The following is a 26,685-nucleotide window of genomic DNA, read 5'->3' on the forward strand; positions in this document are numbered from 1 at the left end:
AATGGTTACTTCAATTTCTCAATAATAGTTTCTAACTCGGCAGAAATTGGAAAAAAATAACCTTGCTGGACATCGCCATTCGCATTGAATGGTCCATTTTTACCGGTAAATTTTCTTCGATTATCTGCGGAAATTTTAGTTTTGGGAATAGGGTTTTCATAGGCAATATAATCTACCTCCAAAAGCTTACCTTCTGATTCCCACATATCATTGTTAGGATAAGGACTTCTGCTATTGACTGCGCTTTTGGTTACTAAACTTTCGCCTACAATAAAACTATTTGTATAATGATAAATTTTATCACCTTCAACTGCATCCCACATCGTTTCCCAGTGCCATTGTGAAGCACCCCTTTTATTTCTTAATGGAGACCAAACAATCTTATTCTGAGGCTTGCCTTTTTTGCTACCTTGATTAACCCACCATGTTGCCATGATTAAATCCCAATATGTTAATATAAATACCTGAATTATAGCATTATAACGAGTTTTAAATGAATAAATACCATTTTGTTATCGGCGTAGATGAAGTCGGGCGAGGGCCGTTATTGGGCGATGTGGTGGTTTGTGCGCTCATCTTCGATAAGGAGATTTTATCTATCAAAGAAGATAGCCTAAGCACTGATTTACACACGGCTGATAGTGTAGGTATTAGCCACAATCATGTCCTAAGTGCGCTAACTGACTCCAAAAAACTGTCAGAGAAAAAACGAGAAGCGTTATTTTCCTTGATTGAACAAACGGCGAGTGCGCATAAGGTTGTCAAAATTTCTGCCAGCTTAATAGACCAGATCAATATCTTACAAGCGACATTACTAGGGATGAAACAAGCAGTAGCAGGCGTGATGGCGCAAATGTTAGCGCAATACCCAACGGCGACCTTTAGCGTCATGGTGGATGGCAATAAACTGCCCGTGTTGTTTGACTTGCCCAATTATCAGCAAATTACGCATGAGCAAGCAATTGTGAAAGGGGACGGCAAACATGCGTGTATCAGTGGCGCCAGTGTGATTGCCAAAGTGACGCGTGACCGAGATATGGTGGCGTTGTCAAAGTTATATCCTGATTATGGCATTGAGCAGCATAAAGGCTATCCCACCGCCGCCCATATCCAAGCGATAGAGCATTACGGTATTTTGCCCATGCACCGCAAAAGTTTTGCCCCCATCAAACAGAGGGTTTTAGACAAAAAAGGTGAACATACAGTCAATATCTGGTAGTAATGAGTGCAGGTCTAAAGTCGCCTTGTGAGCGAGTTTAACTCGTAAGGTGTGCTGAGCATGACGAGTAAAAAGATGGTCTTGCTCGCAGACCTGCAGGCTGTGCCCGATTTGTTTTCAACCTCTCGGTGGACAGCGCGCCAAACAAGGTCTGATAGTCGCCCTGTATGTTCAAATCCATCATAGCAAATTGTAGGCTTTTTTCAAACTACCTTATACTAAATCAATCTGCCAATTAGCGGCTTGCAATTGGATATTTAAGTTTCTGAGTTTCACCGCTATGTCATCTGCTTGTTTTTGTAGTTTGACCGGTTCAATCACTTTTTGCCATTTAATTTCTCGGTAGCTATAACGATCGCCTTCTGTCTTAGCATTATCAATCGCGGTTTGCAGTAGGCGATGGCGTTCGGTAAGTTCATCACGCTTGACTAAAGTGCTGAGCATGGTTGAGCCATCGGGCATGACAGCGATGGCATTGGTGCGATGGATATGGTCTATTAACGCATACAGCTCGCTCATGACTTGATTGGCTTGTAGCAGCAGTTCATTCGGGTTTTCACTTGGGGTATCGCCGTCTTGGACTTTGACATTTTCAGCAATGCGCGATTTCAAACTGGCGAGCTTTTTTTGCATATCGGCACGTCGTAACAAAGCTTCTGCAAGTTTCATGGTTATCTCCTGATTGGTCAATTTAGACGTTAAACTCATATAATTGGGTTAAAAATTGGGTAGGATAATCTGTAATCACACAATCGACGCCCATCTCAATCAAGCGTTTTGCCACATCCACCTCATTTACTGTCCAAGCGCTGACTGTTAAGCCATAAATTTTGGCAATTTCCAACAGGGTTGGGGTGATAAGCGCATAATAAATGCCCACTTGGCGACAGCCTAACGCACAAGCACGATTAAAGGTTTGCAATATTAAATTTTTACCCGCTGCATCAGGCGTCGGTAAAAAAGCAATTTGGCCTGCCAGCGTGGTGTTGGGCTCAAGTGTTTTAGGTTTAAGTGTTTTAGGCTCAAGTGTTTTGGGTTCAAGTGTTTTAGGCTCAAGTGTTTTAGGCTCAAGTAACAAGCCTGTCGGAAAATGAAACGTTAAAAATTGCTGTTGGTTTTGAATTTGGTACAAAATATCGGTATCAAAACTGGTCAAAGTGATGGGTAAATCTTGCCATATTTCTTGTGATAATAGCCTAAGCAGATTTTTAACCAACAAGGCTGGCTGGGTTTTGGCATGGGTTTTGATTTCCAGTTCAATATGGCAAAAGTGTTGCAGATAGCGTGGTAAATCGTCTAGCAACAATACATGATGTTTTAAAAACCCGGGTTCAAAACGTTGGGAAAAACGCCCATAGTCCGATTGTACAATGGCGTCTAATTCCGTCCATGTTTTATCGGCAATCCACGATTGTTGTCCTGCCAGCCGATTTAAAGTTTCGTCATGTACCACCACAAATTTGCCATCGGCGGTCATTTGGACGTCAAATTCTACCCCATCAAGCTGCTTACCATGTTTTTGCAATTGCTGCACGTAGGCAAACCCATCTTGACAGTTCTCTAGCCGTTCAGCCCGAGCCGCACGATGACCGAGTAAATAATACCTTTGATTTGGCTGGCGCATACTATGGCTCGCAATAGACAATAAAATTTTATGACTACTAAAAATTATTACAACTAAATTTTATTATAAATAATAGTGAACAACTAGCCAATTTGCAAAACTTTGCTTTATAATGGCATGGTAATAAATTCTGCGTGAAAGGTGCCTTATGTCTATGATTTTCCCACAAAATACGTTGTCAAAAAAAATGCGTATGCCGTTATTATTGGCGTGTTTTGCCTTAACCGTGGTGGGATGTAGTCGCAATGAGCAAAAAGATGAGCAAACTGGCAGTGCTGCAAGCAGTGAGCAACAGCCAATTGAAACGTCTGATATTGCCTGTAACAATGACAAGGCAACCGATGCCATTCACAGTTATCTGGTCAATCGCATCGACCAACAAGCCAAAAAACAGTCTGACATCATCCAGCAGCAAGCAGGGACGATGGTTGATATGACTATCTTGCAAAATGGCTTGTCGCAAGTCGCAATCAATCTAGAGAGCGTGAAGGGTAGCAATGGTAAATGCCAAGCGACGGTGTCGTTTAATATGCCTCAAGCGCAGCTCGATAACGCGGATAAAATTTATACCCGTCTAAAAATGCCCGTCGCCGCCGAGCAAATCGCGTCGCGTGGTTATCAACTACAAAATAGCACATTGGTGGCAAACAATGTTGGGTTTGGTCTATCAGCCAGTGGCGCCAATTACCAAGTCAATAGCACCACAGGCGACGATGTGATTGGGCTAGTCGGTGAGATTATGGCAAATTCGGCATTAGCGCAAACGCTGACCCAGCCCTCTAATACGCCGTTAGCCGGTTCTTCGGCAGGTGCTATCGCTGTTTTGCCACCCGTGAATAGCAAACCCAGTGTCGCTGCCAACAACAGCCAAAATTCAACCACCAAACCTGTCAAAAAACAAACCACAGAACAACCAAAAACCAACAGTGAAAAAAACAACAGTGAAAAAACCAAGACTGACGTGAACAACAACACATCAGACAAGAAAAACACGCAATCAGATAGCGCAGATAAAATATCGGATAAAAAATCTGAGGCTACCACCTCAAATGCTGATAGCAAATCAACCGCTACTAAGTCAGCGGCTAGCACTGGCAACAGCACAGACAAATCGACCAAGTCAGTATCGCATGAAAAAGTCCCAACCGACACCAATGTAAAATTAACCATCGAAGAAAAAAACGAGCAATATTAACGTTGGCCACTGTTAAATGACGTGTTTAACGTATGTCACCCAGTCATCAATTTGTTTTAGCATGTTTTGATGTAGTAATGTGACTAACCATAAAACAAATTGATGCGTCAATTCTCTACCTGCCACCATAAGGATATGAACATGGCCCATTTTGCCCCACAAGTCGCTGTTAAAGCTACCTATATGCGCGGTGGTACATCAAAAGGTACTTTTTTCAAGCTTGATGACCTACCTGAACGCTGCCAAACTCCAGGGCAAGCCCGAGATAATTTTTTACTGCGGGTGGTTGGTAGCCCAGATCCGTATGGTAAGCAAATTGACGGTTTGGGGAATGGCTCATCATCAACCTCCAAAGTGGTGATTTTGTCAAAAACAGACGTTGCCAATCATGATGTGAATTATTTATTCGGTCAGGTCGCCATTGACAAAGCGATGATTGATTGGTCAGGTAACTGTGGAAACTTAACCGCTGCAGTCGGTTCATTTGCGATTGCCAATGGGTTGGTGGATGCCAGTAAAGTGCCACAAAATGGCATTTGTGAAGTCCGAATTTGGCAGCAGAATATCAGCAAAACCATCATCGCGCATGTACCCATGACTGATGGTCAAGTGCAAGAAACGGGCGATTTTGAACTAGATGGTGTAACTTTCCCAGCAGCCGAAGTCAAAATTGAATTTATCGACCCTGTGGACAGCGATGGCGATATGTTCCCGACGGGCAACTTGATTGACAAACTTAATGTACCTGAAATCGGTGAATTTGACGTCACGATGATCAATGCAGGCATCCCAACCATTTTTTTAAATGCCAAAGACTTAGGTTTTACAGGTACTGAGCTGCAAAAAGACATCAACAGTAACCAAGAAATTTTGGCGAAGCTTGAAAAAATCCGTGCTCATGGCGCCGTTAAAATGGGACTGATTGCAGCGTTAACAGAAGCCCAAACTCGTCAGCATACCCCAAAAATTGCTTGGGTTGCGCCACCCGCTGATTATACCGCCTCTAGTGGCAAAGCAGTCAAGGCAGGCGATATTGATTTGCTTGCACGCGCGATGAGTATGGGTCAACTGCACCATGCCATGATGGGTACAGCCTCGGTTGCGATTGGCACTGCAGCGACCATTAAAGGTACGCTAGTCAACCAAGCGGCAGGTGGCAAAGCGTTGTCTGAAGTACGCTTTGGTCACCCCTCAGGCACGCTACTGGTCGGGGGTGAGTCTATGCAAGTGGATGGCAAATGGCAAGCCAAAAAAGTGTCTATGAGCCGTTCAGCACGCCGTCTGATGGTGGGTGAGGTGTATGTGCCTGGCGATGCGTTTTAATCGACAAATCATTCACAAGCCAACTTATAGCCCAATACCTAAGAGCCTAATACCTAAGTCCCCAATACCTAAGTCCCCAATACCTAAGAGCCCAATAATGACGGATAACAACTCACACTGGATTGAACTTACGCACGCACCAAGCCAAGGGGTAACCGTGGTTCAAACCCTATCTGGTTGTGGGTTTATGCCAAGCATTTCAAGCAATTTAAGCAATGATGCAGTGGGGCAGTCTAGTTTGAATGCTATGTATGGTCAATTTAATCTAGGCTTGCATGTAGGGGATGATAGCATGCAGGTGCATCAAAATCGTGCGCATTTGCTGCAATCCTTGCAACACTATCATCCTGCATTAAAGAGCGTTCATTGGCTTAATCAAATCCATGGTAACGACGTTTATCAGGTTACCGATAAAATTGGCGCAGCAGCGATATCGGCTGATGCGCATATTACTCGTTTACCAAACGTTGCCTTAGCGATTATGACGGCAGATTGTGTACCCGTCATGATAGCCACCGATGCAGCAGATGATAACAAGCTGATTGCGGCGATTCACGCTGGCTGGCAAGGTCTTAATAAAAATATCATTGCAAAGACCGTACAAAAAATGGTACACCAGTTTGATTTTGCAGCGGGGGATAACGCGACTGCCGAAATGCAGAAGGTCACTCGTGGCTGGCACGCCTGGATAGGCGCTAGCATCGCACAATCGAGCTATGAAGTGGACAGTCGTGTCAAAGATGCCGTGTTATCAGTGTTAAATGTATCTGAGGCTGTCGCTACCCAGTTGTTTCAGCCAAATGCTGATAAGCTCGGTCATTATTTTGCCGATTTGCCTGCAATAGCAGAATTACAGCTCAAGGCTTATGGTATTCATCAGGTGTATAAAAGTGGTTTAGATAGTCATAGTGATGCACGATTTTATTCGTATCGTCGGCAAACTCAGCATCAATTGCCTGCAACAGGTAGAATGGCAACGCTGATTTTTATGGATTAATTGAATCATAAAAAAAGGCAGTATGTTAATCATACTGCCTTTTTTATGCAAGCTAAATTATTGCATGATTTTAACGTAAGCTTGGGCTCTTAATTCCTGCATCCAATCGTCTAGCGCTTGCGGTGCCATACGTTGGTATAGAATTTCGCGCGCCATGTTTTTACGATAGACATCACTCACATCTTTTTGGCGTTTTTCATCGACTTTAACAATATGCCAGCCAAATTGTGTTTGGAATGGCACAGAATAGTCATTTACCGACGTTTTTTTCATCATTGCTTCAAAGCTTGGTACCATATCACCTTCACTGACCCAGCCCAAATCGCCGCCGTTACTGGCGCTTCCTGGGTCTTTTGAGTAGGTGCTTGCTAAAGTAGCGAAGTCCTCACCTTGACGCAATTTTTCATAGATAGTATCGATCTGCTGTTTTGCCATGTCAGCCGGTAGGGCAGTCGATGGGCTGATTAAAATATGGCGGGTATGCCATTGATCGATGATTTTTTGCTGACCGCCGCGTTTATCTACGAGTTTAATCACATTATAACCTTCTGCCGTGGCAATCGGGTTGGTGACTTGCCCGACTTCAAGGGCGGTGATGTTTTTTGACAGTTCTGTCGGTAACTCTGCCGCGACGTGGTAGCCCATATCGCCTCCTTGAATTTGCGCGTTATAGTTGGTTTGCGCGTCAGTCATGATTTGCTCAATATTGGCATTCTCAGCTTGCAAGTTTTTGGCAATTTGGGTGGCTACGGTCAGCGCTTGTTTTTTTTGTTTGTCGCTGGTTTTACCTGCGGCATCGACTTCAAAAGGCACGCGAATATGTAAGGTGCGATATTGTGATTTTTCTAAAGCGTTGCTCTCTGGTGATTTTAAGAAGTTATCAACATCTTGATCGGAGATTTTGATGCGGCTGGCAAGTTGCTGCTGCTGCAAAGTTTGTATCGCCAAGTCTTCACTGACTTTTTGACGCAATGCTTGGTAACTACCTACGCGCTGGGCGTCAAGTTTTTGCTGGAATTCGGCAAGGCTTGCGACCCCATTTTGTTGCGCCAAATTGGTCAACGCAGCATTCACTGCATTCTCTTCAGCTTGCAGTCCTTGGCGTTTGATGATATCAAGCTGGATTTGCTTAGTAATTAACTGATCTAATACTTGCGGATAAAGTTGCTGTGCGGGTGGTACAGGTTTGTTTTGCGCTTGAAGCTGTGCAGAAGCTTGAGCAACCGCGCGATCTAACTGGCTGCGTAAAATAGGGGTGTCGTTGACAATAGCAATCACGCCATCAATAACCTGATCTTGCGAGCTATTAGCAACGACAGGCGCTGGCTTGGCTGATGAGTTGGCGACCTCTGATGTTACGGGCGCAGGTTGGGAGACAGCTTTTGCTGTTTTTTGAGTGGTAGGTTTTGAGCCGCTGGCTTTGGTGTCAGCTTTGACTGATTTGGCAGCGTTGGTGGTTTTGTTTGCTGTCACAGCTTGGGTTGATTTGCTTGTGGTTTGCGCTGCAGGTTTGGTACTAGATTTTTTGCTAGATTCCACCGTCGTTTTGCTGCTGGTTGTGTTGGTTTTAGCTGTGACTGCTGTTGTTGCAGTCACGGCTTGCGCGTTCAATGTTGGCATGACCAATAGAGCGCCATATATCAAAGCGCTAGTGAGAGCAGATAGGGCGTTACGGTGAAAATTGGGTAAATTATGCATGACAGCATGGTTCATGGCATGTATCCTTAAAATAAAAACTAAAAAATAAAAAAAGTAAATTTGATCACTCAAAAATCGTGGCAAAACAATTTCGATAAAATGGCTGGTCTTTGACCAAGTTTCTTACATCAAGTTTCTTAGATTTAGATGTTGCTAAGTTTGGGTCATTTTATACAATAATATTTGCTGGCGTATGTCTGTATGATAATAAATCCTAAAAAACCTCAAGTTTTAAGCAGTTTTTTGCGTAAAAGGCGTTTAGTATTTAGGGTCATAACCCAATACCCGATTACGCATCAAGCTAGCCAGTCGACCGTCACCTTTGTTGGATAACCCATTTAAGCTAATTTCTGCCATGATAGCGTGGTCAGCACTGTCTTTATCACTTAATTCATCATAATAACGGCGCGCATAAATCGATAAGCCATAACAACAGCTATCATAAGTAAAGCCCGCTAACACATCACTAAAACGATTTTTCTCATTGTCGTATTGCACAGCCCCTAAAAACTGCCAATTATCATGAATAGGCAAAACAGCAGAGCCTGTGAACGCAGAGAGGGCTTTTTGTCCAAATCTACTCTCATTGCGTTTAATATACCCTAAGTTATAAAGACTATTGAAAGTTGGCGCATAACGAAACTGGGTGTTGATATAGTTTAAATCAGCGTTGTCATCAACCGAGCCATCTAAATCCACCCAAAAATCTTGACGCGGTTGGGTACTTACTTCAAAGACGGTACCGGTATTGTCAATTTTTAACCCATCATCGGTATCGTCAAGATGTACCCGAATATCACTTAAATAAATTTGTTTACCCACGCTGGCATCCAAGCGAGTCAAACCATTGCCATCAATATAGCGATAATTTAATGAAGGGGTTAGATGATTGTTGTCGGGCAGGCGGTCATAGCCCAAAAACCATGAATCTTCATACAATTGCGAAAAATTGAGCGATGCCAAACGGGTATTAAAGTTGGGTACATCAGTCTGGTCTTTATAGGGCGAATACACATATTTTAGGCGCGGGCTTAATAACTGATAGCCGCCCAAGGATTCATCAAATTTACCAAACGGGGTACCGGTTTTAAAGAAATTTAAGCCACTGTCAATACTAAACTGCGGTACAAAAATAGATTGGCTTTTGCTATTTTTATCCAGTCCATTGGCATCGGCTGATTCTTGGTCAAATTGGGTGTAAAGGTGCTGTAAACTCACTGATGGCGTCACGTATCCCCAAGTTCGCGTCATTGGATAGGCAGCAGTGAGTTTGTTATACAGTCTGCCACCGCTTTGCTCAGGCGCAGAACCATCATTGATTGGGCGTTTAAAATAAGCAAAATCGCTGATACCCGTCAAATCAAATTGGGTCACCCAAGGCACACGATATTTGACCGATAACTGCGGCAGACGGTCATACGGTTTGTCTTTATCCAAGATTTTGTCTGAATCGGTTAAATTTCGATCCAGTGTTTGAAAGGTTTCAATCTTGGCAAGGGCAGTCAAATAGTCATTGTAATAATTGGCTTGAATGCGGCGCGGTAAATTTAATTGAACGGTTTCATCACCCAAGGTCTCAAAATCGTTTAAGAATTTAGGATCTGAGACATACTGGTATAGCGCATCAATGGACAGGTTAGGGATATCTTTTGACTGCCAATGATGATCATAATAAAAGCGCTTACGGTCTTCATCATCATATTGTTTGTCGTTTGGTAGATAAGAGCCTAACACACTACCATAACCCAATTTTTCTGTCAGATAGCGAAATTCACCTGTCAACATCGGATTGCGGTCAGTAAAAATGGTAGGCGTGACAGTGGCATCGTAATTTGGCGCTAGATTAAAGTAATAAGGTAACTGTACATTAAAACTCCCTTCTGTACTAAAGCCGCCGCGTGGTAACAAAAAACCACTGGTGCGGCGATCGTCAATCGGAAAGTTAAAATACGGCAGGTACAATACCGGGGTGTTTTTGACTTTTAACGTGGCATTATAGGCTTCACCGCGACCCGTGTCGGTATTGATATCGATGTTTTTGGCATTGATTTGCCAAGTCGGATTGTCAGGCGCGCAGGTGGTAAACATGACATCGTCAATTTCAACGCGGCTTTCATCGACTTTATTGAGCCGTTTGGCATAACCATACGCTTGTAGCGGTACGCTGGCAAACGCCACATCTTTGGCGGTTGCTTTGCTGCTATCCGTTTGGTACGCCAGTTCATCGGCAACGGTAATCAGCCCCCCTTTTGGGCTATCTTTAAGGCTTACACGTGGGTTACCGTCTGTCGATTGGGTACTTTGCGCGGCATCCACCAACAAAACATTACCTTGAGCTGCCGCAATGCCATCTTGCACGTTAACGACCACTTTATCGGCAGAGATTTGCTGACGACCTTGGTTGATTTGCACATCGCCTGACAATTCGGCGTAGTTTTCATTGTCATAATAGCCATAGTCAGCCGAGGCATAAATTGGGAAGCTGCTATTGGGTTGGTCGGTAGCAGCTGCCGCTAATGCCTGTTGTTGATAGATGGTCGAAGTGGGATATACCCAGTTGCCATGACACATGGCGTCTTTTCGGGTCCCTGCTTTTGATTGCGTGTTTGCTTGAGCACCTGACGGTTGACTATTAGGCGTGAGCGGGCTCAGTAAATTTGGATTAGCATTTGAATTAGCACCCGTGGCGCTAGTATCGTCCGTGGTTTGCTGGGTTTTGAGTTGATAAAAGGTTTTGAGCTTATCTAGACTGGCTTGCTGTTGTTGATTTGGGGTAAAGTTGGGACGAGTACGCGCAGAGTTTGGTTTGATGTCAGGCGCGCTAATCGGTGTGATACCTTGATTAGTCGTCACATCGACAGTAGTGACGCTGTCTGCTGTGGTGGCGATACTACTAATGTCGGTATCGGGCTTTGCAGCTGAGGTATCAAGGTTTTGTTTTTCAATACTCTGTGATTCAGTGGTTTGTGACTCAATGTTTTGAGCTTCTGTGCTTTGTGCTATCGCTGCATCAGTCGATTCCGTAACGGCGGCTGTCGGCAACACCGCCGCAAGCGCTGAGGTTGAATACAAAGTAGTAAACATCGCCCCAAGTGTCATCGCTAAAACATTGGTGTGTCGATAAATTTGGTGTAGTGATTGATGCAAGCATGTAGGCTGGGTTGGCAAAGACGAATGTGAAGTTAAACGATTAGAAGTTGACGAAATAGGCGACAATTTCACAGATTTTTTCATTAGACATTTACCAAAGACGCAATATAAAAACCTTCACATCATATCACTAGCGTCATCAATATACTATTGCAAAAGATGTTTAAAATTGCAAACATGTTAGACGCCACTTGAGAGATACGCAGATTTTCGGTAGCATAACTTATTTTTATTGAGTAAGCCCACGTTATGAACCATCCTGCCGCACAACCTGCTAACCAAGACCCTTGCGATAGCGCAGCTTCGCCATCAAATACCGAGCCACTTGAACAACAATCACTTAAGCAACAATCACGTGAACAACAGTCACGGGAACAACAGCTGCACACTTGGTTGAATGAAGTTTTTCAAAATCAGTCATTGCAGCATAAAAAAATACCTGGTGATGCCAGCTTTCGCAGCTATCATCGCTTAACCGTCGATAATCAACACTATATCGTGATGGATGCGCCGCCAGAAAAAGAATCGGTGACAGAATTTATCGCTGTGGGCAACTTAATGGCAGGTCATGTGCATGTGCCAAAAATGATTGCCACGGATGAACAGCAAGGTTTTATCGTCCTTGAGGATTTGGGAAACACGGATTTTGCCGATGTCATTGCCAAGGATTTAACGGATGCAGGCGAGATGGCAAAAACTGCGCGTTATTATCAGCAGGCGATGCAGGCAATTTTGGCGATTCAAAAGATTGACATCAATGACGCCAAAGCCGTTATCCCAAGTTACGACGATGCCTTGCTGCGCCGAGAAATGGGCTTGTTTAGCGAGTGGTTTTTACCCTATATCGGCGTGACGATGACCCCAGACTTAGAGACGCTGTGGCAAGATTTGCAGTCTGATATTATCCAGCAAGTCATCGCGCAGCCTCAAGTAGTGGTGCACCGTGATTTTCACAGCCGTAATTTGATGGTATTAAGTCACAGCGATGAGTTGGGCGTGATTGATTTTCAAGATGCTGTCATCGGTGCCTACACCTATGATTTGGCGTCTTTACTGCGAGATGCCTATATCAATTATGATGAAACATGGGTCAACACGCATCTGGCTCATTATCACCAATTGGCGCAAATTGACAAAAGCTTGGCAGAGTTTACTGTGGATTTTAATATCATGAGTATGCAGCGTCATCTTAAGGTATTGGGAATTTTTGTACGCTTGTTTGAGCGAGATGGCAAAGACCGTTATTTGGTCAACCTTCCTAAAGTTTTCAATGATTTATTAACTTGTCTAAAAGCGATTAGCCAATGGGATAAGCGTCCTACTTTTGATAAATTTGCTGATTGGATGACCGCCGCTGCCGCGCCTGCTTTTCAGCAAAAAATCCAAGGATAAAACCCCATGACAACCACCATCACCCAAGCCATGATTTTATCCGCGGGTAAAGGCACTCGGCTGCGCCCTTTAACTTTGACCACGCCAAAGCCACTTGTCGAAGTCGGCGGGCAACCGCTTATCGTGTGGCATATCAAAGCACTCAAACAAGCCGGTATCACTGATATCACCATCAATGTGTCATGGCTTGCGGATAAACTGCTAAATGCAATCGGGGATGGCAGTCAATACGGTGTCACCATTCATTGGTCGATTGAACCAGAAGAACCGCTTGAGACAGCAGGCGGTATCAAGATGGCTTTGGCTACCGGCAAATTAAAAGACCAGCCATTTATTTTGGTCAATGGGGATGTGTGGACGCCTTTTGATTTTGCTCAACTAAGCCAGCTTCAGTTAAACGATTCGCAGGCTTATTTGCTACTCACCGACCAAGCGACGCATAACCCAACTGGCGATTTTGCCTTAGAAAATGGCAAGGTCAAGGCAGATGGCACGCCAAAATATACCTTTGCAGGGATTAGTGTGATGTCACCAAGATTATTGGATACGGTCAAGGCAGGGGAGACTGCGCCGCTTGCGCCACTACTTAAACAAGCCATGCAAGCAGGTTTGGTAATGGGGGATTTGCTGAGCGAGGCGTGGGTCGATGTCGGCACGCTTGAGCGTTTAGAAAATTTGAACCAAACATTGTCGGCTAACAAGTGACTTGGCAGAAAATTGCCTCTTTTGCCATTTTGCTTTTATTTGAAAGCCGAGCAAACTAAACGGTTAAAGCTAAAAAAATGACCTAAAACTGTGATAAAATTTGTCACAGTTTTATTTTTAGCATGTTACATACGACAAAATTTAATTCTGCAATTAATTCTGTAACTAATTCTGTAATATAGGAAAGCCAATGACAATCCCAATTTCTGAACGTCGTCTTGCCAACGCCATCCGTACCCTAGCTTTTGAAGCGGTGCAAAAAGCCAATTCTGGACATCCAGGCGCGCCGATGGGCATGGCAGATATCGCTGAAGTGTTATGGCGTAAGTTTTTAAAGCACAATCCAACCGACCCAAATTGGCTAAATCGCGACCGTTTTGTGCTTTCAAATGGTCATGGCTCAATGCTGCAGTACGCTTTGCTGCACTTGACAGGGTATGACGTTAGTATTGAGGATATCAAAAATTTCCGCCAATTGCACTCTAAAACCCCCGGTCACCCTGAATATGGCTACACCCCAGGTGTGGAAACTACCACAGGTCCGTTGGGTCAAGGGATTGCCAACGCCGTAGGTTTTGCGATTGCAGAAAAAACCCTAGCCGCGCAATTTAACCGAGACGGTCATCAAGTTATCGACCACCAAACCTATTGCTTTTTAGGTGATGGCTGTTTGATGGAAGGTATTTCGCACGAAGTTTGCTCATTAGCCGGTACGCTGCAGCTGGGCAAATTGGTTGTATACTATGATGACAACGGTATTTCGATTGATGGTGACGTCGAAGGCTGGTTTTCAGATGACACCCAAAAACGTTTTGAAGCTTATGGCTGGCAAGTGCAAAAAGTTGACGGTCACGATACCGATGCCATTACCCAAGCGACCCAAAATGCCATAGCTGAAAAAAATAAACCTTCACTCATCATCTGTAAAACCGTGATTGGCGCAGGTTCACCTAACAAGCAAGGCTTGGAGGCCTCACATGGCGCACCCCTTGGCGCGGATGAAATCTTGCTCACCCGTCAAGCCCTCAAGTGGGATCACGAAGCGTTTGAACTTCCAGACGATATTTATGAAGGGTGGGATTGCACAGTTAAAGGTCAAGCGCTACAGCAATCATGGGAAAGTGAGTTTGATGCTTATAAAGACGCTTACCCAGAGCTTGCCAGTGAATTACTTCGCCGTGTGAATGGTGACTTGCCAGCAAATTTTGAGACACAAGCCCAGGAATTTATCAAAGCTTGTCAAGATAACCCAGAAAACATTGCAACGCGTAAAGCCAGCCAAAATTCAATCAATGCTTTACAGCCATTATTGCCAGAGCTGCTGGGTGGTTCTGCTGATTTGGCAGGGTCAAATCTGACTTGGTTTAAAAATGCCAAAGCGCTCGAAGATGACGCGGCAGGTAATTACATTCATTACGGTGTGCGTGAATTTGGTATGACGGCGATTGCCAATGGTATTGCCTTATATGGCGGGTTTATCCCGTATGTGGCAACCTTCTTGATGTTTATGGAATATGCGCGCAATGCGGTGCGTATGTCAGCCTTGATGAAACAACGCGTCATTAATGTCTATACTCACGACTCAATCGGTCTGGGTGAAGATGGACCTACTCACCAACCTGTCGAGCAGTTATCAAGTCTGCGTGCTACCCCAAACCTGCATACTTGGCGACCCTGTGATACGGTCGAGTCAGCCGTGGCATGGGTAGAAGCCTTGAAAGCAAAATCAACCCCATCCGCGCTGATTTTTAGCCGTCAAAACCTACCGCACCAAGCGCGAGATATTGAGCAAGTAGCCAATATTGCCAAAGGTGGCTATATACTAGCCAAAGAACAAGGTGAGCTACGTGCCGTCATCATCGCCACAGGTTCAGAGATTGAGCTTGCCATGAATGCTTATACTGAGTTGACTGCCGAAGGTTTGGGCGTGCGCGTCGTATCAATGCCCTGTGCTGAAGTGTTTGCCAAACAAGAAATCAATTACCGTGACAGCGTGTTGCCACCACAAGTGCGTGCCCGTGTGGCGGTTGAAGCCAGCCATATCGATTATTGGTACAAGTTTGTAGGGCTTGATGGTAAAGTCGTGGGTATGACGACCTTCGGTGAGTCTGCCCCTGCCAAAGACTTATTCCCATACTTTAACATCACCACTGATGCGGTCATTCAAGCCGTGAAAGCGGTTGTCTAAATTGAATTGTTGACTTACTAAAAGGTGAGCAATGCTCGCCTTTTTTATTTCTCAATTAAATTGAAAACACCGCAACAAATAATAGTAAATTCTTTGAGACCATTTAACGATTAACTGAATAAAAAAATTCGACCAAGTTTAGCTGCCCCGACATTGTAACGCCAATGACAGCATTAACACTGTTGTCATTCAATCGCCAATCGCCGAGCACTAAGCGTTGTTTATCGCCAATTTGATGAACAGCAGGGCGATGAGTATGCCCATGAATCAGTATATCGGCTTTTTGCAAGGCTTGTTTCACGGCTTGTTCATTGACATCCATGATTTGCAGAGATTTTTTGGCATTATCAGTTTTACTTTTTTGGCGTAAATCTTGTGCGATTTGTTGGCGTTTTTTGATGGGTAGCGCGAGCAAAATTTTTTTAGTGATAGGATGTTGGATGATTTTGCGAAAGCGTTGGTAACTTTTATCATCGGTGCACAGCGCATCGCCATGTTCTAGGCGAATTTTTTTGCCATTTAACGTCAAATAAAACGGCTCAAAAATCAATTGCCCGCCGAACTTGTCGCAAAATTGTTGCCCAAGCAGAAAATCCCGATTACCATGCATGACAAAAATCTGGCAGTTTTTACTGGATAATGTTTTGAGCTTTGCTATAATCGGTTGCAGCGCATCTGTTAAGGTGTCTGTATCAGCAACATCATCCCCTAGCCAAGCTTCAAACCAATCACCGAGAATAAAAAACTGTTTTAGATTGGGCAATAGAGCCAATTTATCCAAAAAATCTAAAAAAGCCTGCCCTAAAGGATTAGTGGCAGGCTCATTCATGCTCAAATGTAAGTCACTGATAAGCACTTGTGCAATGGCAGAGGGCTTATCGGTGACCAAATCTACAAAACTTTGCATACAAAAAAATTATTTCTCAATTACTTTTGCATGGGTAATCACTACAGGCGTGGTTGGTACATCAGCGTGGAAACCGTATTTACCAGTCGGTACACCTTTGATTTTATTGACAATGTCCATGCCTTCAGTCACTTTACCAAACACCGCATAACCCCAGCCTTGTGGGTTTTTGCCCGAGAAGTTTAGGAAGCTATTGTCTTTTACATTGATAAAAAATTGCGCAGTCGCTGAATGTGGGTCAGAAGTACGTGCCATCGCAATCGTGCCGACTTCATTTTTTAAGCCATTATCTGCTTCGTTTTGGATGGGGGCATTGGTAGATTTTTCTTTCATGTTGGCGTCCATACCGCCACCTTGAATCATAAAACCGTCAATGACGCGGTGAAAAATCGTGCCATCATAATGACCTGATTTGACGTATTCTAAGAAGTTTGCCACGGTATTGGGGGCTTTTTCTTGATTGAGTTCGATAACGATGTTACCCATGGTGGTTTCTAATTCTACGTATGGCATATCCATTGTGAGCTCCTAATGGTTTTTATGGTTAAAAAAACGTGTCTTGCAATTGTTGTGGCTATCCTAGCGATTTTCAATAAAAAAGTCAGTATTTAGTTTGCAAAGTTGGCAAAATTAAATGTTTCAATTAAATTCATTTAAGTTTTTTCAATGTCAAAAAACTGCTAGAATGGCAGATTAGTTCACCATTTTTGTAATAGGTAAGGGGCAACCAAATGACGGCAACGACCGACAAAAATACAAAAACCGACGAGATAGCAGCCAATAGTGAAAAAAATGACTTTATCCGTGCGATTGTACGCGATGACCTTGCTTCGCAAAAATACAGCCAGATTGTGACCCGTTTTCCACCTGAGCCCAATGGCTACTTGCATTTGGGTCATGTCAAATCTATTTGTCTCAACTTTGGGCTTGCCAAGGAGTTTGCAGGGCTATGTAACCTACGGTTTGACGACACCAATCCTGATGCTGAAGATCAGGAGTTTGTCGATAATATCAAAGATGATGTCAAATGGCTCGGTTTTGATTGGGCAGGCGAGGCGCGCTATGCGTCTAGTTATTTTGCTCAATTGTATGATTGGGCGGTGAAATTAATCAAACAAGGCGATGCCTATGTTGATTTGCAAAGTCCTGAAGATATTCGTGAAAACCGCGGCAATTTTGGTCAAGCAGGTAAAAATTCACCATACCGTGACGCCAGTGTTGAAGAGAATTTGCAACGCTTTGACGATATGAAACTTGGCAAATATGGCAACGGTGAAGCGGTGCTTCGTGCCAAAATCGACATGGCAAGCCCCAATATGAATATGCGCGATCCGATTTTATATCGTGTTATGCGCCAAGCGCATCACCAAACAGGCGATGATTGGTGCATTTATCCCATGTACGATTATGCTCACCCGTTGTCAGATGCCATCGAAGGTATTACGCATTCGATTTGCACCCTAGAATTTGAAGACCACCGTCCGTTTTATGATTGGGTGGTAGATAAAGTGGGATTTGACAAAGAACCACACCAATATGAATTTGCCCGCCTAAACGTAAACCATATTTTGACCAGTAAACGCAAACTCAAAAAACTGGTCGAAGATGAATTGGTGAGCGGTTGGGACGATCCGCGTATGCCGACCATTGCCGGTATGCGCCGCCGTGGTTATACCCCTGAAGGGTTACGCGACTTTTGTGACCGTGTAGGCGTCAGCAAGTCAGATGGTGTGGTGGATTTTGGCTTACTCGAGTTTAGTATCCGTAACTCATTAGAGCATGTGAATCGTGCCATGGCGGTACTAAGCCCACTAAAAGTGACGATTACCAATTTTGATGAAGCGGTCGCTAATGTTGAAACACTCAAAAAAGACAGTGTAAAAACTAGACTCGACAATGGGGTTTTATGGTTGACCCAGCCTAAAAGTAGCCATGATGATAGCCAAGGTATGCGTGATATTCCCTTTACCAAAGAAATTTATATTGATAAAGGGGATTTTGAAATCACGCCGCCTGAAGGCTATAAACGCTTGTCACCGCAAAACCCAGAAATCCGCTTACGCAATAGTTATGTGCTAAAGATTGAGGAGCACATCACTGACGAAAATGGCGAAGTGGTGGGGTTAACAGCGACTATTGACCCAAAAACGTTGGGCAACAATCCAGAAGGTCGTAAAGTTAAAGGTGTGATACATTGGGTTTCAGCCAGTCTAGGTGTACCCGCGAAGGTACGTCTGTATGAGCAGCTGTTTACCCAAGAAGACCCTGCCAAAATTGACATCAATAATTTAGCGGCAGAGATTAATCCCAATTCACTACGTGAAGTAGATGCCATTGTCGAGCCTTCTTTATCACAAGTCAATGCAGGCGAGCGTTTCCAATTTGAACGCGAAGGGTTTTTTGTGGCAGATAGTAAAGATTATTCACCAGAGCATTTGGTGTTTAACCGTATTGTGACCCTAAAAGATAGTTTCAAACCATAAATCATCTTTAACCTATTCATCAGCTGGCATAGCAATATGTCAGCTTTTTTTGTAAAAGGATATCTTAACCTATTGTTACTTATGGTTTTATTATTGTATTAGCTAGACGGTTTTGTTATTTTTTTACATGCGTCATATTTGTACTGTGCTAAACTACTCATCGTAAATTTAAGTCAGTCTTGCGTAATCAATCCGTTATTCTTGTTAGATTTTGTAACTTTTAACGGCTTGATTTTAATGGCTACTAGGCTTAAAGTATCGTTGTTCAGGTATTTTTCGTAAAAATATTGGTAGTTTTGGTAACTGTATGCTTTATCCAACAGCAAGTTAACCATGATTTGATTGAGAGTGTTAAAATGAAAACATTGTTAAAGAAAACGTTGTTAGGTGCTGTCATTGCACTGGTTGGCGTACAAAGTAATGCTGAATTAAATATGCAGACAGGTAGCCAGGCTAAAGTTAGTTGGGGTGGGCAGGGTAGTTTAGACAAAGCCCGTGCCATCATGTATAACAGCACGCCACAGACAACAAGTTTTAATAGCAGTAATTATAATAGCTATAACAATGCATACAGTGAGGATGAAAGCTACAATCCTGCATGGTCTCAAGATAGCACACGGGCTTCGGGCAGCTATTTTGCCAATTCCAAAGGTGCTTTGGTAGTGGATGCGTTAACCGGCAATACCATTTATGAAAAAAATGCTGATATCGCCCGTCCCATTGCCTCAATCAGTAAATTGATGACGGCTGTGGTGGTGGCGGAATCAGGCGCTAACATGAGCGAAACATTGACGATTAGTCCCTTAGATTTCAAAACCCCAAAACAATCGGGTAGTGACCGTCTAAAAGTTGGCGATCAGCTTAATCGTGCTGAAATGCTACTCATGATGATGATGAAATCAGAAAATCCCGCGGCTAAAGCATTAGCACGTACTGACCCTATGGGCTATGACAATTTCATCAGCCGTATGAACCAAAAAGCGCGTGAATTGGGGATGACGCAAACCCATTTTTATGACCCATCAGGTCTAGACTCTCGTAATGTGGCATCACCGCGTGATTTGGCAATTCTTGCCCGTTATGCACAAAAGATGAACTTAGTCACCCAGTTTAGTACTACGCCTAGCCGTCAGTTCGGTGTATATAATATCAATTCGGGGTTTCGAACCGTAGCCGCTCGCAGTACCAATTACATGGTGCGTGATGGGTTATATAATATTGGTTTGTCAAAAACAGGGTATATTCGTGAAGCAGGCAACTGTGTTTTATTTGAAACCAATGTTGGTAATCGTCCAGCCATTGTCGTATTACTCGGTGCAAGTGATTCAAAAACCCGCTGGAACGATGCAGAAAACATAATTGCTAACTTAAGCATGCGCCGATTCACCTAAACAAGTCGCAATTTACTGACTAATTTTTTGATAAAAAAGCAAGGATAACTGTCCTTGCTTTTTTTCTTGCTTTTTTTATAGGCACAAAACTACCAAAACCAGCTATTTGGCGTATTTGACAAGCTATTTAGCGTGTTTCATACAGGTGGTGGCAAAGGGTACCGCTTCCAGACGCTCGGGCTCGATTTCTTCACCGCTGACGGTGCAAATACCGTAAGTCCCATTTTCGATACGAAGTAAGGCATTATTCACCAATTCAAGGTTTTGCTGGGCTTCGACTAGTAAGTTTTTACGTACATCGTTTTGCTCATTAATCACCGCTTGGTCGTCCCAATCTTGGGTCATATCCGTATCAGGATTTTGCATATCATGTTGGATTTTATGCACGCGAGTTTGGTATTCTTGTTTTAGGTCAAGTAATCGTTGTTTTGCTTTGTCAAGGTCAACCATACGGCCTCCAATTTGATAATAAAATATTGAACGCAGTGCTGCATTCATGTTTTTGTTCTTATAAGCTTATCATCAAGACCCTTCTTAATAAAGTAGTAATATAGTAGTAATACCGTGTTATCACCTTGCGTGGCGTTAGTTGATAGCACCAATAATGTTAAAAATACTCAAAATATGCTAATCTACGCTTATTTTTTCATTCAATTTTTGTTGTCATGTGACAACGTTTTATCAACCCCTACGGGTCACCATCCTGTTATTAACTTAGAGGTTAATCCATGCAATTTGCTCGTTTAAACGATATTGATGTTTCTGACAAAACAGTTTTAATCCGCGAAGATTTAAATGTACCGTTAAAAGATGGCAAAATTGCCAATGATGCCCGCTTAAAAGCAAGCTTACCCACTATTCAGTTGGCTTTAGATAAAGGTGCAGCGGTTATCGTGTGTTCGCATCTAGGTCGCCCAGACCCATCAAACCCTGAAGCCAAATATTCGTTGCAGCCCGTCGCAGATTATTTGGGCGATGCTTTGGGCAAACCTGTCAAATTAGTGACGGATTATGCCCAAAATAATGTGACAGTAGCCCCAGGTGAAGTTGTGCTACTGGAAAATGTACGTTTTAATGCGGGTGAGAAGAAAAACGATGCCGCTTTATCTGAACGCTACGCCGCTTTATGTGATGTATTTGTGATGGATGCTTTTGGTACGGCTCACCGTGCCGAAGCGTCAACAGAAGGCGTTATCGCCAAAGCAAAGACTGCTTGTGCAGGTCCATTGTTAGCGGCAGAACTTGATGCATTAGCCAAAGCTTTAGATAACCCAGCCAAGCCCATGCTTGCGATTGTTGGTGGCTCGAAAGTTTCTACGAAGTTAGATGTGCTTAAATCATTGGCAAAAATCTGTGACCAAATCATTGTAGGTGGTGGTATTGCCAATACATTCTTGGCAGCCAAAGGTGCCAATGTTGGTGCATCCCTATATGAAGCCGACATGGTGGAAACTGCCAAAAGCATTATGCAAGAGACCCATGTATTACTACCTGACGAAGTGGTCGTCGCCAAAAAATCACAGATTGATTTTGATGATTTTTTGGGCTCGCTAGAATCTGCCGATGCCGTAACCAAATCGGTCGATACCATTGCTGATGATGAAATGATTTTAGACATTAGTGCAAACAGTGCGGCGAAACTTGCCGATGCGATTAAAAATGCCAAAACCATCTTATGGAATGGTCCCGTAGGCGTATTTGAAGTCGATAAATTTGGTGAAGGTACCAAAATCGTTAGTGAAGCAGTCGCAGCAAGTGCAGGCTTTAGCATTGCAGGTGGTGGTGATACGCTCGCTGCGATTGATAAATACAAGGTCGCCGATAAAGTAAGCTACACATCAACAGGGGGCGGGGCGTTCTTAGAATTTGTGGAAGGTAAAACCTTACCTGCCGTACATGCACTGAGCCAACGTGCCTAAATGCTAACAATCATTATCATTAATTCAGCGATATAAAATTACTATCGCCGAATTAATGTAATGTTAAGTTAATATTTGTATAGTAAACATTGTAATTAATTGCACTAAAAATATATTGTCGATAAGATATTATACAAGTATGTATACCCATATGTTTGGTGTTTAAGGAATGAATATGTTAAAACGTAATTTAGTATTGGCAACTTTATTAGCCACTTTATCAATTACTGCATGTAGTAAAAAAACCGAAGAAGCCGCAGCTAACGGTCAACCTGAAGCCGCAGCAAGCGCAGCGGGTCAAGACATTAAAGATGCGACTGCCAGTGCTGCTAGTGCAACAGCAAATGCAGGTGAAGCTGTAGCAAGTGCTGCTACCACGGGTGCCGCGGTTGCCCAAGGCGCAGCAATCAACGCAACTGAAGCTGTTGCCAATGGTGCCGCGCAAGCCACCGCAAACGTAGCCTCTGCTGTAGCGACTGGTGCAGCCAATGTAGCACAAGGTGCAGAAGCGGTTAAAAACGATGCAGCAAATAGCAATACTGATATTCAAACAACCGTGCCAGAAAAACAAAAATACTAATTTTAGCATTCAGCCTAAAAAAGCCCCAAAAGCATTTTGGGGCTTTTTATTGGGTTAGCTATTTTTTCATGATATCCATCATTTCAAAGTTATTTTTTTTGAATTTAAATTGTAGCGCACTTCTGTTATACTCAAGCCTTGTCTAACACGGCAAAACCCAATTTTTCTAAAATTTTCAATTGATTATTAACTTTACTAAGAGAAAGTAATATGGCTTTGATTTCTTTGCGTCAGCTTTTAGACCATGCAGCAGAAAACAACTATGGTGTTCCTGCATTTAACGTCAATAACTTAGAGCAAATGCGTGCCATTATGATGGCAGCCGATGAAACCAACTCACCTGTGATTGTGCAAGCATCGGCAGGCGCGCGCAAATACGCGGGTGCTCCATTTTTACGCCATCTTATTTTGTCTGCTATTGAGGAATGGCCACATATTCCCGTGGTTATGCACCAAGACCATGGTACTAGCCCAGAGGTTTGCCAGCGTTCAATCCAATTGGGTTTTTCATCGGTGATGATGGATGGCTCGTTAAAGAGTGATGGTAAAACCCCTGCAGACTATGATTATAATGTGGCAGTGACGCGTGAAGTAGTAAAACTCTCTCACGCTTGTGGCGTATCAGTAGAAGGTGAAATTGGTGTTTTAGGTAGCCTTGAAACGGGTATGGCTGGCGAAGAAGATGGCGTAGGGGCAGAAGGTAAACTTGACCATTCACAGCTGTTAACCAGTGCTGATGAAGCTGAGCAATTTGTTAACGATACCCATGTCGATGCACTAGCGATTGCAGTTGGTACTAGCCACGGGGCGTATAAATTTACCCGACCACCTACCGATGATATCTTATCGATTGCCCGTATCAAAGAAATTCATGCCCGCATTCCTAATACTCACCTTGTGATGCACGGCTCTTCAAGTGTGCCACAAGAATGGCTCAAAGTGATTAATGAAAATGGCGGCAATATCGGTGAAACCTACGGTGTGCCAGTTGAGCAAATCGTAGAAGCTATCAAACATGGTGTACGTAAAGTCAATATCGATACCGATTTACGTTTGGCATCAACGGGTGCGATTCGCAAATTCCTCGCTGAAAACCCAGCAGAATTTGACCCACGCAAATATTTTGCCAAAACCATCGATGCCATGAAAGCTGTCTGTGTCGATCGCTATACTGCATTTGGTACGGCGGGTAATGCGGATAAAATTCGCCCAATTAGTCTAGAAAAAATGGTTAGTTTCTATAACTAAATACTAGAACTAAAGTTTTAGCAAATGACTAAAAAGCATGACATTCAAGAGAGTGTGAGATTCAAGTGGGTGGACTTAGGTTGCCCACTTTTTTATTGGATTAAATTATTTGTAGTGAGTCATCAATGATAGGATTAATTCAAGGGCAAGTGCATCATCTAATGGCACCTACGGTAGTGGTGATGACCACAGCGGGCGTTGGGTATGAAATTGAGATGCCGCTCAATGCATTTTGCCAAGTGCAATTAAATCAGTCCGTCACCTTGTGGACACATTTTTTGGTACGCGAGGATGCTCAGTTGTTATTTGGGTTCTTAAGCCATAGCGATCGGGAAGTGTTTAGACTGTTGCTTAAAGTCAATGGGGTGGGGGCAAAGATGGCCTTGGCGATGATGTCAACCGTAACGGTGCAGGAGTTGCACCAGTTTGTGATGAACAATGATGAGCTGGCATTGACGCGTATCCCAGGGGTCGGTAAAAAAACTGCCCAGCGATTGATTGTTGAATTAAAAGACAAAATCAAACACTTAGGTGATACGTCAGGTTTTGCCCCTTCATTACCACTAGCGACCGATAGTGGCAATGAAGGCATTATTATTGCCGAAGTGGAAGCGGGGTTGATTGCACTAGGTTATCGCGATAAAGAAGCCCAAGCTGCGATAAAACTGGCAAAATCTGCCATTGATTCACCGTTAACCATCCAAAATCTGCTGAAGGCGTCTCTTAAAAATTTGGCGATGAATTAAAATTGCATAAAAAGAGGCTCAAATGACCCTCTTTTGTTAACCGTTAACTTTATTCTGTTTCGGTTTTTGGCGTCTCTGGCTGGGATAATAAGTTTTTTTCCAGATAATGAATGTTTTGTGCCTGTTTACAAAAAGCCTCGTCTTGCAAAATCACATCGCGATGTAATGGCACATTGGTTTTGATGCCGGTGATAATCAGCTCGTCAAGGGCATGGCGAAGCTTGGCAATCGCTTGTTCACGGGTTTGACCATGACAGATTAATTTGCCAATCAATGAGTCATAAAAGGTAGGAATGGCATAGTTGGGATAAAGGTGCGAGTCAAAACGTACACCGTTACCATTTGGCATAAAAAAGTGGGTCACCGTGCCAGGTGACGGCAGGAAAGTTACAGGGTCTTCGGCATTGATACGGCACTCGATGGCATGACCGCGAATTTCGATTTCGTTTTGACGGTACGATAAGCCATAGCCAGATGCGATTTTGAGTTGTTCAACCACCACATCAATGCCGGTAATCATCTCGGTGACAGGATGTTCAACCTGTACGCGGGTATTCATCTCAATAAAGAAAAATTGCTCGTCTTCATATAAAAATTCAAACGTCCCTGCACCGCGATAATTAATTTGCTCACAAGCACGAACGCAAGCTTGCAAAATGGGCTCTTTAATATCATCAGGAATCTCTGGGGCAGGGGCTTCTTCAAGCACTTTTTGGTGACGACGTTGTAGCGAGCAATCGCGATCAAATAAATGAATGGCATTGCCTTCGCCGTCACCTAACACTTGCACTTCGACATGGCGTGGATTTTTTAAAAAGCGCTCCATATAGACGCTATCATCGCCAAACCACAATTCAGCTTCTTGTTTGGCGGCTTGCACTTGAGACAATAACTGCTCAAGGCGTTCAACCACTCGCATACCACGACCACCACCGCCCGCTGCCGCTTTGATTAACAGAGGAAAACCAATGGCTTTAGCTTGTTCTTCAGCATTAGCCAAAGTGACGCTGCCTACTGAGCCAGGGACAGTAGGCACACCGGCTTTTTTCATGGCGTTGATAGCGGATATTTTGTTACCCATTAAGCGAATGTGCTCAGGTGCAGGGCCTACGAAGGTCAGCCCTGCTTCTTCGACACGTTCGGCAAATTCGGCATTTTCAGATAAAAATCCATAACCTGGGTGAATAGCATCAGCGCCAGAGATTTCTGCGGCTGTTAGGATAGTATCGATATTGAGATAGCTTTGACTGGCATTGGGCTTGCCAATACAGATGGATTCATCAACGAATCGAAGGTGCATCAAGTTGTCATCTGCAGTTGAGTAGACGCCCACCGTTTGGATGCCAAGCTGTTTACAAGCGCGAACAATGCGCAGCGCAATTTCACCACGATTGGCGATCAGTAATTTTTTTATCATTGCTATCCCTAATTTTTATCGATAAACAAACTTCAAATAGACAAAAAAGTTAAAAATTAAGACTCGTAACGGACAATCGGTTGACCAAATTGCACCACATCGCCGTTTTGTACCAAGATTTCTGCAATGATACCGCTTTGGGTTGCTTCAAGCGGGTTCATGATTTTCATGGCCTCAATAATGCCTAAACTATCACCTGCTTGTATCTGTTGACCCACCTTGATAAATGGGGCATCATTAGGACTCGGTGCAACATAATAGACCCCAACCATCGGTGATGTTTCTACCATGCCAGATTTTACAGGGGCAGCATTAGCGGTTGTCGTGGTGGCTGTCGTTGCCGTGACGGGTTGAATATTCGCTTGGGGTAAATGGCGGGAAATAGAGACCTTTTTATCGCCATCTTGTACGGTTAATTCTGCTAACGTTCGCTCTTCCATTAAGTCAATAAGTTGCTTGATTTTACTTATGTCCATATCCTAACTACCTTAAAATTATACGCT

Annotated in this window: 23 protein-coding genes; 13 read left to right on the forward strand and 10 right to left on the reverse strand. The window is 43.5% G+C overall.

What is annotated here, in order from left to right:
• Window positions 1-5: 5 nt before the first annotated feature.
• Complete coding sequence (locus AXE82_RS00915; RefSeq protein WP_062330352.1) at window positions 6-434, reverse strand: hypothetical protein; 429 nt, start codon at window positions 432-434, stop codon at window positions 6-8.
• 59 nt (window positions 435-493) lie between these two features.
• On the opposite strand from AXE82_RS00915, the gene AXE82_RS00920 reads away from it, so the two are divergent.
• On the forward strand, window positions 494-1,219 hold the full coding sequence (locus AXE82_RS00920; RefSeq protein ID WP_062330354.1) for a ribonuclease HII: 726 nt from the start codon (window positions 494-496) through the stop codon (window positions 1,217-1,219).
• A gap of 213 nt (window positions 1,220-1,432) precedes the next feature.
• Here AXE82_RS00920 and AXE82_RS00925 read toward each other — a convergent pair whose 3' ends face one another.
• Both AXE82_RS00925 and AXE82_RS00930 read right to left on the reverse strand, forming a co-directional pair.
• Window positions 1,433-1,888, reverse strand: coding sequence for a DIP1984 family protein (locus AXE82_RS00925; protein ID WP_062330356.1), 456 nt, complete (start codon window positions 1,886-1,888; stop codon window positions 1,433-1,435).
• Between the two features lie 22 nt (window positions 1,889-1,910).
• Window positions 1,911-2,843, reverse strand: a complete 933-nt coding sequence (locus AXE82_RS00930; RefSeq protein ID WP_062330358.1) for a glycerophosphodiester phosphodiesterase — start codon at window positions 2,841-2,843, stop codon at window positions 1,911-1,913.
• 148 nt (window positions 2,844-2,991) lie between these two features.
• Here AXE82_RS00930 and AXE82_RS00935 point away from each other — a divergent pair, with 148 nt between their 5' ends.
• The 3 genes from AXE82_RS00935 to pgeF all read left to right on the forward strand — a co-directional run bounded on the left by AXE82_RS00935 (window position 2,992) and on the right by pgeF (window position 6,358).
• Window positions 2,992-4,038 carry a hypothetical protein gene (locus tag AXE82_RS00935; protein WP_062330359.1) on the forward strand — a complete coding sequence of 349 codons (1,047 nt, stop codon included), beginning with the start codon at window positions 2,992-2,994 and terminating at the stop codon, window positions 4,036-4,038.
• Window positions 4,039-4,179: 141 nt separating this feature from the next.
• Window positions 4,180-5,361, forward strand: a complete 1,182-nt coding sequence (gene prpF, locus AXE82_RS00940; protein ID WP_062330362.1) for a 2-methylaconitate cis-trans isomerase PrpF — start codon at window positions 4,180-4,182, stop codon at window positions 5,359-5,361.
• 97 nt (window positions 5,362-5,458) lie between these two features.
• Window positions 5,459-6,358, forward strand: coding sequence for a peptidoglycan editing factor PgeF (gene pgeF / locus AXE82_RS00945; protein WP_062330364.1), 900 nt, complete (start codon window positions 5,459-5,461; stop codon window positions 6,356-6,358).
• Between the two features lie 57 nt (window positions 6,359-6,415).
• Here pgeF and AXE82_RS00950 read toward each other — a convergent pair whose 3' ends face one another.
• Both AXE82_RS00950 and lptD read right to left on the reverse strand, forming a co-directional pair.
• Complete coding sequence (locus tag AXE82_RS00950) at window positions 6,416-8,071, reverse strand: peptidylprolyl isomerase (RefSeq protein WP_062330366.1); 1,656 nt, start codon at window positions 8,069-8,071, stop codon at window positions 6,416-6,418.
• Window positions 8,072-8,314: 243 nt separating this feature from the next.
• Window positions 8,315-11,290, reverse strand: coding sequence for an LPS assembly protein LptD (lptD, locus tag AXE82_RS00955; protein ID WP_062330368.1), 2,976 nt, complete (start codon window positions 11,288-11,290; stop codon window positions 8,315-8,317).
• A gap of 165 nt (window positions 11,291-11,455) precedes the next feature.
• Between lptD and AXE82_RS00960 the strand changes: the two genes are divergently transcribed.
• The 3 genes from AXE82_RS00960 (at window position 11,456) to tkt (ending at window position 15,491) form a co-directional block, all read left to right on the forward strand.
• A complete protein-coding gene (locus tag AXE82_RS00960) occupies window positions 11,456-12,598 on the forward strand; it encodes an aminoglycoside phosphotransferase family protein (protein WP_062330370.1) in 1,143 nt (380 codons plus the stop codon).
• A gap of 6 nt (window positions 12,599-12,604) precedes the next feature.
• On the forward strand, window positions 12,605-13,303 hold the full coding sequence (gene murU / locus AXE82_RS00965) for an N-acetylmuramate alpha-1-phosphate uridylyltransferase MurU (protein ID WP_062330372.1): 699 nt from the start codon (window positions 12,605-12,607) through the stop codon (window positions 13,301-13,303).
• A gap of 190 nt (window positions 13,304-13,493) precedes the next feature.
• Complete coding sequence (gene tkt / locus AXE82_RS00970; RefSeq protein WP_062330374.1) at window positions 13,494-15,491, forward strand: transketolase; 1,998 nt, start codon at window positions 13,494-13,496, stop codon at window positions 15,489-15,491.
• A gap of 103 nt (window positions 15,492-15,594) precedes the next feature.
• Here tkt and AXE82_RS00975 read toward each other — a convergent pair whose 3' ends face one another.
• Complete coding sequence (locus tag AXE82_RS00975; protein ID WP_062330376.1) at window positions 15,595-16,398, reverse strand: UDP-2,3-diacylglucosamine diphosphatase; 804 nt, start codon at window positions 16,396-16,398, stop codon at window positions 15,595-15,597.
• Window positions 16,399-16,407: 9 nt separating this feature from the next.
• Complete coding sequence (locus AXE82_RS00980) at window positions 16,408-16,917, reverse strand: peptidylprolyl isomerase (RefSeq protein ID WP_036593522.1); 510 nt, start codon at window positions 16,915-16,917, stop codon at window positions 16,408-16,410.
• Between the two features lie 212 nt (window positions 16,918-17,129).
• Between AXE82_RS00980 and AXE82_RS00985 the strand changes: the two genes are divergently transcribed.
• Complete coding sequence (locus tag AXE82_RS00985) at window positions 17,130-18,881, forward strand: glutamine--tRNA ligase/YqeY domain fusion protein (RefSeq protein ID WP_062330378.1); 1,752 nt, start codon at window positions 17,130-17,132, stop codon at window positions 18,879-18,881.
• Between the two features lie 356 nt (window positions 18,882-19,237).
• Window positions 19,238-20,272: a D-alanyl-D-alanine carboxypeptidase family protein gene (locus AXE82_RS00990; RefSeq protein WP_062330380.1), complete on the forward strand. Its 1,035-nt coding sequence runs from the start codon at window positions 19,238-19,240 to the stop codon at window positions 20,270-20,272.
• Between the two features lie 123 nt (window positions 20,273-20,395).
• Here the strand turns inward: AXE82_RS00990 and AXE82_RS00995 are convergent, their stop codons facing one another.
• Window positions 20,396-20,722: a TraR/DksA family transcriptional regulator gene (locus AXE82_RS00995; protein WP_062334665.1), complete on the reverse strand. Its 327-nt coding sequence runs from the start codon at window positions 20,720-20,722 to the stop codon at window positions 20,396-20,398.
• 278 nt (window positions 20,723-21,000) lie between these two features.
• Between AXE82_RS00995 and AXE82_RS01000 the strand changes: the two genes are divergently transcribed.
• The 4 genes from AXE82_RS01000 (at window position 21,001) to ruvA (ending at window position 24,765) form a co-directional block, all read left to right on the forward strand.
• On the forward strand, window positions 21,001-22,191 hold the full coding sequence (locus AXE82_RS01000) for a phosphoglycerate kinase (protein WP_062330382.1): 1,191 nt from the start codon (window positions 21,001-21,003) through the stop codon (window positions 22,189-22,191).
• 175 nt (window positions 22,192-22,366) lie between these two features.
• Window positions 22,367-22,771, forward strand: coding sequence for a hypothetical protein (locus AXE82_RS01005; protein ID WP_062330384.1), 405 nt, complete (start codon window positions 22,367-22,369; stop codon window positions 22,769-22,771).
• 210 nt (window positions 22,772-22,981) lie between these two features.
• On the forward strand, window positions 22,982-24,019 hold the full coding sequence (gene fba, locus AXE82_RS01010; protein WP_036591011.1) for a class II fructose-bisphosphate aldolase: 1,038 nt from the start codon (window positions 22,982-22,984) through the stop codon (window positions 24,017-24,019).
• A gap of 125 nt (window positions 24,020-24,144) precedes the next feature.
• A complete protein-coding gene (ruvA, locus tag AXE82_RS01015) occupies window positions 24,145-24,765 on the forward strand; it encodes a Holliday junction branch migration protein RuvA (RefSeq protein ID WP_062330386.1) in 621 nt (206 codons plus the stop codon).
• Between the two features lie 49 nt (window positions 24,766-24,814).
• Here ruvA and accC read toward each other — a convergent pair whose 3' ends face one another.
• Together accC and accB are read right to left on the reverse strand one after the other, a co-directional pair.
• Window positions 24,815-26,182: an acetyl-CoA carboxylase biotin carboxylase subunit gene (accC, locus tag AXE82_RS01020; RefSeq protein WP_062330388.1), complete on the reverse strand. Its 1,368-nt coding sequence runs from the start codon at window positions 26,180-26,182 to the stop codon at window positions 24,815-24,817.
• A 56-nt stretch (window positions 26,183-26,238) separates the two neighbouring features.
• Entirely contained in the window at window positions 26,239-26,658 is a 420-nt protein-coding gene (gene accB / locus AXE82_RS01025) for an acetyl-CoA carboxylase biotin carboxyl carrier protein (RefSeq protein ID WP_062330390.1), read from the reverse strand.
• Window positions 26,659-26,685 lie beyond the last annotated feature (27 nt).

This window comes from Moraxella osloensis (genome assembly GCF_001553955.1).
Lineage (GTDB): Bacteria > Pseudomonadota > Gammaproteobacteria > Pseudomonadales > Moraxellaceae > Faucicola > Faucicola osloensis.

Bases quoted from the DNA above. Each gene is read 5' to 3' on its own strand.
- tkt (WP_062330374.1), top strand. From the start codon at position 13,494: ATGACAATCCCAATTTCTGAACGTCGTCTTGCCAACGCCATCCGTACC.
- accB (WP_062330390.1), bottom strand. From the start codon at position 26,658: ATGGACATAAGTAAAATCAAGCAACTTATTGACTTAATGGAAGAGCGA.
- AXE82_RS00980 (WP_036593522.1), bottom strand. From the start codon at position 16,917: ATGGATATGCCATACGTAGAATTAGAAACCACCATGGGTAACATCGTT.
- accC (WP_062330388.1), bottom strand. From the start codon at position 26,182: ATGATAAAAAAATTACTGATCGCCAATCGTGGTGAAATTGCGCTGCGC.
- AXE82_RS00930 (WP_062330358.1), bottom strand. From the start codon at position 2,843: ATGCGCCAGCCAAATCAAAGGTATTATTTACTCGGTCATCGTGCGGCT.
- AXE82_RS01005 (WP_062330384.1), top strand. From the start codon at position 22,367: ATGTTAAAACGTAATTTAGTATTGGCAACTTTATTAGCCACTTTATCA.
- AXE82_RS00950 (WP_062330366.1), bottom strand. From the start codon at position 8,071: ATGAACCATGCTGTCATGCATAATTTACCCAATTTTCACCGTAACGCC.
- fba (WP_036591011.1), top strand. From the start codon at position 22,982: ATGGCTTTGATTTCTTTGCGTCAGCTTTTAGACCATGCAGCAGAAAAC.
- AXE82_RS00935 (WP_062330359.1), top strand. From the start codon at position 2,992: ATGTCTATGATTTTCCCACAAAATACGTTGTCAAAAAAAATGCGTATG.
- AXE82_RS00990 (WP_062330380.1), top strand. From the start codon at position 19,238: ATGAAAACATTGTTAAAGAAAACGTTGTTAGGTGCTGTCATTGCACTG.
- pgeF (WP_062330364.1), top strand. From the start codon at position 5,459: ATGACGGATAACAACTCACACTGGATTGAACTTACGCACGCACCAAGC.
- prpF (WP_062330362.1), top strand. From the start codon at position 4,180: ATGGCCCATTTTGCCCCACAAGTCGCTGTTAAAGCTACCTATATGCGC.
- AXE82_RS01000 (WP_062330382.1), top strand. From the start codon at position 21,001: ATGCAATTTGCTCGTTTAAACGATATTGATGTTTCTGACAAAACAGTT.
- AXE82_RS00995 (WP_062334665.1), bottom strand. From the start codon at position 20,722: ATGGTTGACCTTGACAAAGCAAAACAACGATTACTTGACCTAAAACAA.
- lptD (WP_062330368.1), bottom strand. From the start codon at position 11,290: ATGAAAAAATCTGTGAAATTGTCGCCTATTTCGTCAACTTCTAATCGT.
- AXE82_RS00920 (WP_062330354.1), top strand. From the start codon at position 494: ATGAATAAATACCATTTTGTTATCGGCGTAGATGAAGTCGGGCGAGGG.
- murU (WP_062330372.1), top strand. From the start codon at position 12,605: ATGACAACCACCATCACCCAAGCCATGATTTTATCCGCGGGTAAAGGC.
- AXE82_RS00985 (WP_062330378.1), top strand. From the start codon at position 17,130: ATGACGGCAACGACCGACAAAAATACAAAAACCGACGAGATAGCAGCC.
- AXE82_RS00975 (WP_062330376.1), bottom strand. From the start codon at position 16,398: ATGCAAAGTTTTGTAGATTTGGTCACCGATAAGCCCTCTGCCATTGCA.
- AXE82_RS00915 (WP_062330352.1), bottom strand. From the start codon at position 434: ATGGCAACATGGTGGGTTAATCAAGGTAGCAAAAAAGGCAAGCCTCAG.
- ruvA (WP_062330386.1), top strand. From the start codon at position 24,145: ATGATAGGATTAATTCAAGGGCAAGTGCATCATCTAATGGCACCTACG.
- AXE82_RS00925 (WP_062330356.1), bottom strand. From the start codon at position 1,888: ATGAAACTTGCAGAAGCTTTGTTACGACGTGCCGATATGCAAAAAAAG.
- AXE82_RS00960 (WP_062330370.1), top strand. From the start codon at position 11,456: ATGAACCATCCTGCCGCACAACCTGCTAACCAAGACCCTTGCGATAGC.